This is a genomic window from Rhizobacter sp. P2_D12, assembly GCF_056404395.1.
In genome coordinates this window covers 1-11,736 of sequence record NZ_JBFUEB010000147.1, presented here as the reverse complement: position 1 = coordinate 11,736, position 11,736 = coordinate 1, and the positions used below count along the sequence as shown (strand labels likewise).

The 11,736-nt window shown below is 70.4% G+C and carries 11 protein-coding genes; 6 read left to right on the top strand and 5 right to left on the bottom strand.

The genetic code is table 11. From position 1 onward, the window contains the following. The 3 genes from AC1DYN_RS29320 to AC1DYN_RS29310 all read left to right on the top strand — a co-directional run. On the top strand, positions 1-748 hold a 748-nt coding region (locus AC1DYN_RS29320; protein ID WP_477965757.1), incomplete at its 5' end, for a chitosanase. A 42-nt stretch (positions 749-790) separates the two neighbouring features. Continuing rightward, entirely contained in the window at positions 791-2,026 is a 1,236-nt protein-coding gene (locus AC1DYN_RS29315; RefSeq protein WP_477965755.1) for an alginate lyase family protein, read from the top strand. 170 nt (positions 2,027-2,196) lie between these two features. Beyond that, positions 2,197-3,210, top strand: a complete 1,014-nt coding sequence (locus tag AC1DYN_RS29310) for a LacI family DNA-binding transcriptional regulator (protein ID WP_477965753.1) — start codon at positions 2,197-2,199, stop codon at positions 3,208-3,210. Between the two features lie 28 nt (positions 3,211-3,238). Here the strand turns inward: AC1DYN_RS29310 and AC1DYN_RS29305 are convergent, their stop codons facing one another. Both AC1DYN_RS29305 and AC1DYN_RS29300 read right to left on the bottom strand, forming a co-directional pair. Then, on the bottom strand, positions 3,239-5,437 hold the full coding sequence (locus AC1DYN_RS29305; RefSeq protein ID WP_477965751.1) for an Ig-like domain-containing protein: 2,199 nt from the start codon (positions 5,435-5,437) through the stop codon (positions 3,239-3,241). A 95-nt stretch (positions 5,438-5,532) separates the two neighbouring features. Further along, positions 5,533-6,282, bottom strand: coding sequence for an SDR family oxidoreductase (locus AC1DYN_RS29300; protein WP_477965749.1), 750 nt, complete (start codon positions 6,280-6,282; stop codon positions 5,533-5,535). Positions 6,283-6,391: 109 nt separating this feature from the next. Between AC1DYN_RS29300 and AC1DYN_RS29295 the strand changes: the two genes are divergently transcribed. The 3 genes from AC1DYN_RS29295 to AC1DYN_RS29285 all read left to right on the top strand — a co-directional run bounded on the left by AC1DYN_RS29295 (position 6,392) and on the right by AC1DYN_RS29285 (position 8,718). Continuing rightward, positions 6,392-7,312 (top strand): LysR family transcriptional regulator, encoded by a 921-nt coding sequence (locus AC1DYN_RS29295; RefSeq protein WP_477965747.1) that lies wholly within the window; start codon positions 6,392-6,394, stop codon positions 7,310-7,312. Between the two features lie 203 nt (positions 7,313-7,515). Further along, positions 7,516-7,758 (top strand): translation initiation factor IF-1, encoded by a 243-nt coding sequence (gene infA, locus AC1DYN_RS29290; RefSeq protein WP_477965745.1) that lies wholly within the window; start codon positions 7,516-7,518, stop codon positions 7,756-7,758. Between the two features lie 63 nt (positions 7,759-7,821). Further along, positions 7,822-8,718, top strand: a complete 897-nt coding sequence (locus AC1DYN_RS29285) for an amino acid ABC transporter substrate-binding protein (protein ID WP_477965743.1) — start codon at positions 7,822-7,824, stop codon at positions 8,716-8,718. A 17-nt stretch (positions 8,719-8,735) separates the two neighbouring features. Here AC1DYN_RS29285 and AC1DYN_RS29280 read toward each other — a convergent pair whose 3' ends face one another. The 3 genes from AC1DYN_RS29280 to AC1DYN_RS29270 form a co-directional block, all read right to left on the bottom strand. Beyond that, positions 8,736-9,950 (bottom strand): ABC transporter permease, encoded by a 1,215-nt coding sequence (locus AC1DYN_RS29280; protein ID WP_477965741.1) that lies wholly within the window; start codon positions 9,948-9,950, stop codon positions 8,736-8,738. A 10-nt stretch (positions 9,951-9,960) separates the two neighbouring features. Beyond that, positions 9,961-11,265 (bottom strand): ABC transporter permease, encoded by a 1,305-nt coding sequence (locus tag AC1DYN_RS29275; protein WP_477965739.1) that lies wholly within the window; start codon positions 11,263-11,265, stop codon positions 9,961-9,963. 8 nt (positions 11,266-11,273) lie between these two features. Then, positions 11,274-11,736 (bottom strand): TolC family protein (locus AC1DYN_RS29270; protein ID WP_477965737.1); only part of this gene is annotated, 463 nt, incomplete at its 5' end.

Here is an 11,736-nt window from a genome sequence, read left to right as displayed (position 1 = left end):
TCCCGCGCCCGCACCGGCACCGGCACCCGCGCCCGCACCGGCCCCGTCGCAGGCCGACCTGACCGATGCCYGCAAGAAGGACATCGCGATGCAGATCGTCTCGAGCGCCGAGAACTCGTCGCTGAACTGGCGCGCGCAGTACGCCTACATCCAGGACATCCATGACGGCCGCGGCTACACCGCCGGCATCATCGGCTTCTGCTCGGGCACCGGCGACATGCTGGAGGTGGTGCAGGAGTACACCAACCGCAAGCCGGGCAACGTGCTGTCGAAGTACCTGCCGGCGCTGAAGAAGGTGAACAACACCGAGTCGCACGCCGGGCTCGACCCGACCTTCACCGGCGACTGGAAGACGGCGGCTGCCGACGTGATCTTCCAGCAGTCGCAGGACTACGAGCGCGACAACGTCTACTTCAACCCCTCGGTCACCCGGGCCAAGGCTGACGGCCTGCGCGCACTCGGCCAGTTCGCCTACTACGACGCGGCCGTGATGCACGGCTATGAGGGCGCGATGAGCGTGCGCAAGGCGGCGATGGCCAAGGCCAAGACCCCCGCCCAGGGCGGCGACGAGGCGACCTACCTGAGCGCCTTCATGGATGCCCGCGTGGTCGAGATGAACAAGGAAGAAGCCCACAGCGACACGACGCGCGTCGACACCGCGCAGCGCGTGTGGCTGAAGGCCGGCAACTTCGACCTCAACACGCCGCTGAACTGGAAGGTCTACGGCGACAGCTACTCGATCAAGTAAGCGAACAACACGACCCCCGGTCACATGGAGAAGGAGAACCCCATGAAGAACGTTCAAGCATCCGCCCGGCGCCTGCGCTGGGCCCTGGCCCCGATCGCGCTCGCGCTGCTCGCCGCCTGCGGCGGCAGTGGCGAGGAAGACAACAGCACCGGCGACTCGATGGCCGCGGCCGACGACAGCGTGCAGGTGGCCGACGCGCCGACCGACGATGCGTCGGTGGCTCGCGAGGCGGCGAAAGCCGTCGCGCCCACCACGTTCCGCCACCCCGGCATCTTCCTGACGCAGGCGCGGCTGGACAGCTTCAAGGCGGCGCAGAACTCGGCCAACCCGAGCGTGCTGAAGACCGGCTACCAGGCGGTGATGAACGACTCGCGCAGCGCCTACACCTACTCGCACCAGGCTTTGTCGAACGTGCAGGTGGTGGGCAGCGCGATCGGCAGCCAGGAGGCGCGCTTCAAGAACGACGCCCAGGCCGCCTACCTGAACGCGCTGCGCTGGGTGAAGACCGGCGACGCGCGCCACCGCGACAAGGCGATGGCGATCCTGAACGACTGGGGCCGCACCTTCCGCAGCTTCTCGGTCCAGTCGGGCACGAACTCGGCGCAGGTGCAGCTGGAAGCGGCGTGGATGCTGCCGGTGTGGGTGAGCGCGGCGGAGATCATCCGCCACTACAACAACGGCGAAGCAGGCTGGTCGCAGGCCGACATCACCACCTTCAACGGCTTCGTCGACCGCCAGTACAACGAAGCGGCGAAGGCGCGCACCCGGGTCAACAACTGGGCGGTGTCGGCCGGCCTCGCGATGATGGCCGCCGGTGCCTACCAGGACAACGGCACGCGCTACGCCGCCGGCCTGACGCGCATCACGGAGATGATCCCGCTGTCGGTGTTCTCCAGCGGCGAGGTCAACGAGCTGAAGGCGCGCGACTGCACGCACCCGCAGTACAACCTCGAGGGCCTGGCGCAGGCGGCCGAGATCGCGGTGATCCAGGCCGGCGACACCTCGGTGTGGATGTGGAAGGCGTCGGGCGAGACCACGCCGCGCCTGGCCAAGGGGCTGGAGTACATGGCGAAGTCGCTGCAAAGCGGCACCGGCGTGCGCAACTGCAAGGGCCAGCACCTGGAGGCCGGCTACATGGACATCGCGGTCAACGGCTACATGAACCGCGGCGTCGCGATCCCCAACTTCCAGGCACTGGCGAAGGCCCGCCGCCCGGATGGCGGTTCGATGCAGTTCCTGGGTTTCACGACGGCCACGCACGGCCGGGACGACTACTGAGCGACGCGTTCCGGCAAGGCCCCACCGTGTCTGCGACCCAGCAACACCCGCGGAACCGGCTTCGCCGGGCCGCCGGGCGGCGCCCTTCGGGGACGGGAGCGCAGCGACTGGGGGGCCCACATCCCGTCTATGATCCGGCTCAACTCGGCAGTTCGGAGCAGGACCAAGACGTGGGCACCATCAAGGATGTGGCGCGACTGGCAGGTGTCGGTGTCGCGACGGCATCGCGCGTGATTTCAGGCAAGGGGCCGTTCTCGGCCGATTCGGCTTCGCGCGTGCAGGCGGCGATCGAGCAGCTCGATTTCCGGCCGTCGCGCATCGCGCGGGCGCTGTCGATGAAGAGCACCAACGCGATCGGCGTCTACGTGCCCGATTTCAAGGGGCCGTTCTACGGCCCGATGCTGCACGCGATCGACCTGGAGCTGCGGGCGCTGGACCGCCACATGGTGATCGCCAACGGCCACGGCGGCGAAGACGTGCGCGAGCAGGCGCTGAACGGCATCGAGTTCCTGATGGACCGGCAGTGCGAGGGCATGCTGCTGACGACCTATGCGCTGCGCGATGCCGACATCCTGGCGCTGAAGCGGCGCTTCCCGAACCTGGCGGTGGTCAACCGCGACGTGAAGGGCATGCGCAGCCAGTGCTTCACGGTCGATCACAAGGCCGGCGGCGCACTGGCCGCGCGCACGCTGCTGGAGCATGGGCACCGGCGCATCGCGGTGATCGCCGGGCCGTCGGCGGCGCCGGACAACCGGCTGCGCTTGCAAGGTTTCCACGACGTGCTGGCCGAGGCCGGCATCGAGCGCGAGGCCGTGCCGGCGACGGTCGGCGATTTCGCGGCCGAGAGCGGCTGGGCCGGCGCGGAGCAGTTGCTGGCGCAGAACGCGAAGTTCACCGCGCTGTTCTGCTGCAACGACCAGATGGCGATGGGCGCGATGGCGCGGCTGCAGGCATCGGGCCTGACGATACCGGGCGACGTCTCGGTGATCGGCTACGACGACACCGACATCGCGGCCTGGCTGTCGCCGCGGCTCACGAGCATCCGCATCGCGGTGGGCGACATGGGGCTCAACGCCTGCCGGCTGCTGTCGAACCTGTGCTTCCAGACGGAGCTGCCGGTGTCGCGGGAGTTCGAGCCGGAGCTGATTCTTCGGGATTCGGTGGGGCGGCCGAAGAAGGGCTGAGCGGAACGCGCCGCCGGCGCCCCCGCCCTCAGGGAAACAGGCTCCCACCCGTCAGCGGCCACGACGTCGTGTCGTTGCTCGTCCAGTTCGCCGCATCCTTCACGCGCGCCGCGAAAGCCGCCAGGTCGCCGCGGTCCAGCGAGCCGGTGTACTTCACGTTGTCGAGCGGGAACGAGAAGTACGAGCCCGCCGTCACCAGCCCGGCCGGGATGTCGCCGGCCGCGGCGCCCAGGTTCAGCGCCGCGATGAAGCGGTCGACCGTGATCGTCGTCGGCTTGCCGGTCGCCAACGCCGTCAGCGTGCCCTGGAAGGCATAGATCGTCTCGGCCGAGGTGCTGATGCCGCCCCCGGCCCCCAGCACGGTGCCCTTGTCGGCCAGCGGCGTCGCCTGGTCGGTCTGGATCGTCACGATGGTGCCGGCCGCGTAGTCGATGTCGGCCGTCCACACATAGGCCGATTCGCCGCTCGCCGGCACGCCGGTCGCCGCCACGTAGTCGCGGTCGCTGAAACCGATCTGCGTGCCGGCCGTCACCGGCTTCATCAGCACGAAGGCGAACGCATCCACCGCGTCGGCATTGCCGGCCAGGAACAGCAGGTCGCCCGCCTGCAGCACGGTCGGTGCCGCCGGGGCGAGCGTGAAGTGCAGCGCGGCCGCATCGGCGAGGCCCGCGAAGGCATTGCCCGTACTGTCCTTCAGCACGCCGGCGCCGAACTGCAGCGTGTAGCTGCCGCCCGCAGCCAGCGGCGTGGCCGGCGTGATCGTCACGCTGTCCCCGCTGATCGCCACCTGCGTCGCATCACCCACCGCGATGTTGCGCACGTCGGAGCCATTGCCGAGCACGAAGTTGCCGCTGCCGGCCACCACCGCTTCGTTGAAGCCCAGCACGATCGGCCCCGCCGCGACACCGGTCGCGTTGTTCGCCGGCGTGCTGCCCACCAGCAGCGGCGCCGCGGTGTCCAGCGTGCCGACCACCTTGAACGGCGTCGCGTTCGCGTCCGTCACCGCGACCACGCCATTGCCGGCGCCGTCCTTCACCAGGCCCGCGGCGAAGGTGACGCGGTAGGTGGTGCCGGCCTGCAGGTCGGCAGTCGGGTCGATCACCAGCGTGCTGCCGGAGATGCTGACCTGCGCCGCATCGCCGATCGCGATGCTGCGCTCGTCGCCCGCGTCGTTGCGCAGCGTCAGGTTGCCGCTGCCGGCGACGATGGGCTTGGCGAAGCCCAGGTACAGCTTGCTGCCGCGCGCCACCGAGGTGGCGTCCTTCGTCGGGCTGTAGACCAGCATCTGTGGGTGGCCGGTGCCGCCGCCGATCTCGTTGACGACGTACAGGTTGCGGTCGGCATCCATCGTGACGCCCTCGTTCTGCGGCGCGACGCCGACGTCCAGCGTGCCGAGCACCTTGCCGCTGCGGTCGAGCTCGATCACCTTGCCGTCGGGCCCGCTGACGATCAGGAAGTTCTGGTAGTCCGCCGCCGCCGCCGGCAGCACGTTGGCAAGCGCGAACACGTCGGAGAACGCCGTCAGCCCGGCCTTGGCCGGGTCGAACAGGTTGGTCGAGTTCTCGGTCGTCGGCGAGCCGTTGGTGGCGGTGCCGGCGGTGAAGTCGATGCCGGTCTGGAAGATGCCGCTCGGGCCGCTTTCCTTGACGACCAGGTAGCCGCCGGTCGCCGGGTCGTACGACAGGCCCTCGATGCCGATGTTGCCGACCGTGGTGCCGAGCGTCACGCTCTTCGCGTCGGCCGCGCTCAGCGTGCTGCCGGCCGCGTAGGTGAACTGCATCACCTGGCGGTAGCGCTCCAGCGCCATCACGAAGCGGCCGTTGCCGATGTAGGCGATGCCCTCGGGGTCGTAGAAGGCGGTGCCCTGCGGCTGGCTCGCGTCGGCGCCCAGCGTCATCGTGTCGATCAGCACGCCCTTCTTGGTCACCTGCGTGACCGAGGTGCCGCCATCGCCCACCACGAACAGCGTGTCGGTGTCCTTGTCGTAGCTGATCGCCGAGGCCTCCTGCGCCAGCAGGTTGGCACCACCCTGCACCGGCAGGCTGTAGCGGCCGGTCTGGATGTAGTTGGCCAGGTCGATGGTCGCGCCCGGCGCGATGAACGACAGCGTCGGCGCCGCCAGCGGGGTCGGGGTCGCCGGCGCCGGGCCGTCATCGTCACCGCCGCCGCATGCGGCGATCAACGAGGCAAGGGCCAGCGGCACGAGGTGGCGGATCGCGAAGGGCATGGGGACGTCTCTTGTTACAACGACCGCGCAGTGTCCCGACGCCATGTGTCATGACCATGACATGACGACGTCATCCCCGCGCCCCGCCCGCCGCGTCAGAGCGTGCGCATCCCGCCATCGATGATCAGCTCGCTGCCCACGGTGAACGCCGACTCGTCCGATGCGAGGAACACCACCGCCTTCGCGATCTCGATCGGCTCGCCGAAGCGGCCGGCCGGCACCTTGCCGAGGATCGCGGTAGCCATCTTTCGCTGCTCTTCCACTGGCAGTCCCAGCTTGCCGTACAGCGGCGTCGAGATCGGCCCCGGGCTCACTGCATTGACGCGGATGCCGCGCGAGATCAGCTCGCCCGACAGCGTGCGCGCCAGCGAGATCAGGCCGGCCTTGCTCGCCGCATAGACGCTGGAGTTCGGTGCCCCCAGGTGCGCGTTGATCGAGGTGTTGAGCACCACCGACGACGGGTTGGCCAGCAGCGGCAGCAAGGCCTGCAACAGGAAGAAGGGGCCCTTCAGGTTGGTCGCGAAACTGCGTTCGAAGGCTGCCTCGTCCCATTGCGTCAGCGGGCGGAACTCGGCCACGCCGGCGTTGATGAAGACCGCGTCCAAGCCGCCGAACGCGTCGCCGACCTGGTTCGCGAGCTGCGTTTGCGCCACCACGTCACCGGCATCCGCGCGCAGCACCAGCACGTCGCGGCCCAGCTCGGCGCGGGCGCGCTCCAAGCCTTCGGCGCTGCTGCCGGTGACGGCCACGCGGGCGCCTTCGGCGAGGAACTGGCGGGCCGTCTCGAGGCCGATGCCGCTGGTGCCGCCGGTGATCAGCGTGCGCTTGCCATTCAGTCTGTCCATGAGTCTCTCCAGGGAGGTTGTGGGGTGAAGCGAATGTAGTGTTCATGTTTGCTGCGGTAAATGGCTTGATCGTTCACAATCGGTTCAGTTTTCCTGAACCGATCGCCCCATGGACCGCCTGCGCGCCTTCGAGGTCTTCGCCACCGTCGTGAGCAAGCAGGGCTTCGCGCGCGCTGCCGACGCGCTGGACACCTCGCCGGCCAACGTCACCCGCTACATCGCCGAACTCGAATCGCACCTGGGCACGCGGCTGCTGAACCGGCACTCGCGCAAGCTGTCGCTGACCGAAAGCGGGCAGGCGCTGTTCGAGCGGGTGCGCAGCATCCTCGACGACGTCGCCGAGGCCGAGGCCGTCACCGCGTCGGCCACGCTGCAGCCGCGCGGGCGGCTGCGCATCAATGCGCCGCTGAGTTTCGGCATCCTGCACCTGGCGCCGCTGTGGCCGCAGTTCCTGCAACGCCATCCCGAGGTCGCGCTCGAGGTGGCGCTGATCGACCGCGTGGTCGACATCGTCGACGAGGGCTACGACCTGGCGATCCGCATCTCGCGCGGCGGCTCCAGCGCGCACCCGGCGCGCAAGCTGGCGGCCTCGCGCAACATCGTCTGCGCATCGCCCGCCTACCTGCGCGCACACGGCCACCCCGCCACGCCGGCCGACCTGGCGGCGCACCGTTGCATCGGCTACACCTACTCGGCCAGCGCCGACGACTGGCATTTCAGCGACGACGCCGGCCAGCCGCACGTGGTGCGCGTCAACTGCGCGATGCACACCAACAACGGCGACACCGCGCGCGCCGCGGCGCTGGCCGGCGCCGGGGTGATCTGGCAGCCCAGCTTCCTGGTCGGCGACGACCTGCGCACCCGGCGCCTGGTGCCGCTGCTGCCCGGCTACCGCATGGCCGACATCGACATCCTGGCGGTGTACCCGAGCCGGCGCCACCTGAGCGCCAAGGTGCGTGCGATGATCGACTTCCTGGCCGAGGCCTTCGCCGGCACGCCGCCCTGGGACCGGGGGCTGAAGCCCGCATGAAAGCCCTTTCTGGCACCGGACGGGTGCGTCCCGTAGAATCGAGGCTTCCACTTCGCCCGTGCCACGCAGCCCGCCCAGGGGTTGCAAGCAGACGGCACCGGCGTCCTCCCACCCCTGACCCGTCGTCTGCCGGCCCCGGCAGACGCAGGCCGTGCGCCCCACGCACGGCGGCAGGACCGCTGATGCAAGACCAAGGAGCTTAGATGGCCAAGGAAGAACTGATTGAAATGGGCGGCGTCGTCAACGAGGTGCTGCCGGACTCGCGATTCCGCGTCACGCTGGAGAACGGCCACCAACTGGTCGCCTACTCGTCCGGCCGCATGCGCAAGAACCACATCCGCATCCTGGCAGGCGACAACGTCTCGCTGGAAATGTCGCCGTACGACCTGAGCAAGGGACGCATCACGTTCCGCCACCTCGGCCGCCCGCCGGCACCGCGGTCATAAAACAGGGGGGTGGTGCGCGCTATCCTGCGCAGGCGCACCGATGACCACCCCGGAGTCGAGACCATGCCCCTGCCGCAGCGCTTCCTCGCTGGCCTGATGGCCCTGGCGGCCGCGCTGCCGGCCTGGGCCGACGAGAGCCTGGGCACGCTCGACAAGGTGCGCCAGCGCGGCGAGATCGGCGTCTCGTACCGCGAGACCTCGATGCCGTTCTCCTACCTCGATGCCCAGGCACGGCCCGGCGGCTTCGCCTACGACCTGTGCCAGGCGGTGGTCGCCGACGTGCGGCGCGCCACCCACCGGCCCGACCTGGTGGTGCGCGAGATGGCCGTCACGTCGACCAACCGCATTCCGCTGGTGCAGAACGGCACCGTCGACCTGGAGTGCGGCTCCACCACCAACAACAGCGAACGCCAGAAGCAGGTGGCGTTCTCGATCAACTACTTCTACACCGGCACCCGGCTGCTGGTGCGCGCCGACGCGAGCGTGAAGTCGTTCGACGACCTGCGCGGCAAGGCGGCGGTGTCGGTGACGGGCAGCACCAACTACCGGCTGCTGCGCGTGCTGAACGAAGAACGCCGCCTGGGCCTGGAGCTGCTCGGCGCGAAAGACCCGGCCGAGGCGGCGCTGATGGTGCAGCAAGGCCGTGCGGTCGCGTTCGCGATGGACGACATCCTGCTGTACTTCCTGCGCGCCAGCGCCGTCGCGCCGGCCGACTGGAGCGTGGTCGGCGAGACGCTGCAGGTCGAGCCCTACGCGATGATGATGCGGCGCGACGACCCGGCCTTCAAGGCGCTGGTCGATGCGACGATCACGCGCCTGATGCGCAGCGGCGAGTTCGAGCAGCTGTACCGCAAGTGGTTCGAGTCGCCGATCCCGCCGCGTGGCGTCAACCTGCAGATCCCGATGGGGCGCGAGCTGCGCGACAACCTGCGCCTGCTGAGCGACAAGCCGGCGAACTGACGCCCATCCGGTACAAGTCAAGCCCCGCGCATCACCACCACCGGCGGCAAGGCCGCCGCGCGCCGCGCCGGCCCGAGCACCGCCACCTGGCCCAGCACCCACAGCGTCAGCGCCCCCACCGGCAGGCACAGCCACGGCAGCCGCGGCAGCTCGTAGAAACTCATCAGTAGGTGGTTCACGCCGTAGGCCGCCACCATGCCGAGCACGATGCCGATGCTGGTGAGCAGGAAGTTCTCGGTCTGGAAATAGCGCAGGATCTGCCGCCGCGAGGCCCCCAGCGCGCGCCGCACGCCGATCATCCGCGTGCGCTGCTGCACCCAGAAGCTCGCCAGCCCGACGATGCCGAAAGCCGTCACCACCAGCAGCGCCACGCACACCGCCACCAGCACCGCGGCCATCCAGCGGTCCTGCCGGTAGTACTCGTGGCGCATGGCCTCCAGCGTGTGCTGCTCGGTCACGATGCGCCGGCTGTCGGCGCGCTGCAGCGTGTCGACCGCCGCGGCCAGCAGGTGCTCGCGCTGCGCCGCGTCCACCCGCAACAGGTAGTTGCCGTCGTTGTAGTCGAGCTGCAGCGGCACCATCAACGTGTACTCGGCGCGCGGCTCGTTGGGCTGCGGCTGCGCCAGGCGCTCCACCACGCCGACCACCGGGATCGGCGCACTGCCGAACGCGAACAGGTGCTGGCCGACCGCGCTGCGGCCGGGGAACAGGCGCTGCGCGGTCTGGCGGTCGAGGATCACCGCCGGCACCCCCGGGCTCGCGGCCCCCCCCAGCACCGAGGCCGGCTGCACCTCCTCGGGCAGGAAGCCGCGCCCTTCGACCACGCGCACGCCCAGGGTCTCGAGCGCCTGCGAGCCGGCCAGCCAGGCGGTGGCCTGGATCGTCGGCGCCGGCTGCTCGAACGCCAGGTTCACGCCCAGGTCGGTGGAGCCGGTGCCGAACGGCACCTGGTTCAGCACCGTCGCGTTCTTCACGCCGGGCAACGCGCGCAGCAGCGCCAGGTCCCGGCGCGTCAGCGCATCGGTGTTGTCGTGGCGCGCGGTGTCGTGCACGCGCAGGTGCAGCAGCTCGGTCTCGGCGACGCCGGTCGGCGCGTCCATGCGCTGCAGCCGGTGGCCGATCACGAACACGGCGTTGCTGACGATCGCGCAGCTCAGCGCGACCTCCAGCACGATCAGCGCCGCCGCGGTCTTGTGGCGGCGCAGCGTCGAGAGAATCGGGCGGATGTCCATCACGGTCTCCTCATTGCGATTTCAGCTGCAGCGCCGGCGCGACCTGGCAGGCGCGCCAGGCCGGCAGCAGCCCGGCCGCAAGGCTCGCCACCAGGGCCAGCGCGAGCGTGGTGACCAGCATCGGCGCATCCAGCCAGGCCAGCTGCGCATAGCTGGCCGGGTTCTGCCGCACGCCCCACAGGCCGAGCAGCGCCAGCCCGAGGCCGAGCACGCCGCCGACGATGCCGATCGCGCCGGCCTCGACCAGGAACTGCCCGAAGATCGCGCGCCGTGTCGCGCCGAGCGCGCGCCGCACCGCGATCTCCGGCGAGCGCCGCATGCACTTCGCGAGCAGCAGCCCGACGGTGTTGGTCAGGCACACCAGCAGGAAGCCGAAGGCCAGCCACAGCTGCAGGTGCACGTCGCCCGGCACCACGTGCTTGAAGGCCAGGCGCTCCATCACGTTGCGCAGCCGCGGGTTGCTCGGGCGCTCGAAGCGGCCGGCCGCGCGCTGCCGCTCCGAATGGTCGACCAGGTACTGCCGGTAGGCCGCGACGGCGGCCGGCGTCGGCAGCTGCACCCAGTACTGCAGCCAGGCACACGGCGCGTTCACCGCGCGCGGATCCGGCGGGCTGCCGGTGCCCCAGCAGGCCAGGCTGCCGGTGATCGGCAGCTTCGCGGCCAGCGCGGTGGTGATCGGCACGTAGACGTCCTCGGCCTTCGCATAGCGGCCGGAGATCAGATCGTAGTAGTGCGGCACCGGCCGCCACGGCGCCAGCACGCCGACGATGCGCAGGTCGTGCTCGCCGGCATGCAGCACGCGGCCGGTGCTGTCGGCGCCGTCGAACAGCTTCTGGTTCAGCTCGTCGGAGATCACCGCCACGCGCGCCCCGGCAGCCTCGTCGCCGGCATCCCAGCCATGGCCGTAGCGCCAGGGCGTCTCGAACATCGCGAAGAAGTCGGCGCTGGTGTAGCGCGCGTTCGCGAAGAACGGCGTGCCGTCCGGCCGCGGCGGCTGCACCGCCACGGTGCCGCCGGTCATCATCGCCTGGCGCTCGCCGCGCCGCTCGCGCAGCAGCGCCTCGGCGTCGAAGCGCGTCAGCTGCTCGTTCGGCTCGACCCCGGGCGGCGCGCCGCCGAGCTCCGACGCATCGAGCTGCACGTAGTACAGGTGCTCGCTGCGCCCGGGCAGCGGATCGCCGGACAGCACGTGGAACACCGTCAGCGTCGTCATGCTGGCGCCGATGCCGAGCCCGATCGCCAGCACCATCAGCGCGGTCAGGGCGGGGCTGCGGCGAAAGCTGCGCAGCGCCAGGTCGAGGTGGTAGCTGAACATGGGTCCTCCTACTGGAGCAGGGTGTTGACGGCGGCCAGGTCGGCCTCGCCGATGCGGCCGGCCGCCTGCAGCAGCAGCAGCCGGCCCAGCACGAACTGGTGACGCGCCTGCGAGTACGCTGCCTGGGCCGAGGCCTGGGTCTGGATCGCGAGCAGCAGGTCGGTCATCGTCTGCGTGCCGAGCGACTGCCCGACCCGCGTGGCGGCCAGCGCGCGGCCGGCCGATTCGACCGCGGCACGCGTGGCCTCGATGCGCCCGATGCCGGCGACCACGCCGCGGTACTGCTCCAGCGTGTCGCGTGCGACGCGGCGGCGCCGCAGCTCCATCTCGTCGCGCACCGCGTCCTGCCGGTGCAGGGCCTGGCGCAGCCGCGCCTGCGTGGCGCCGCCGGCGAACAGCGGCACGTTGAGCACCACCCCGACGCTCGCGACGTTGCGGCCGTCGGTGGGCGCGGACGGCAGCGGCCAGGCC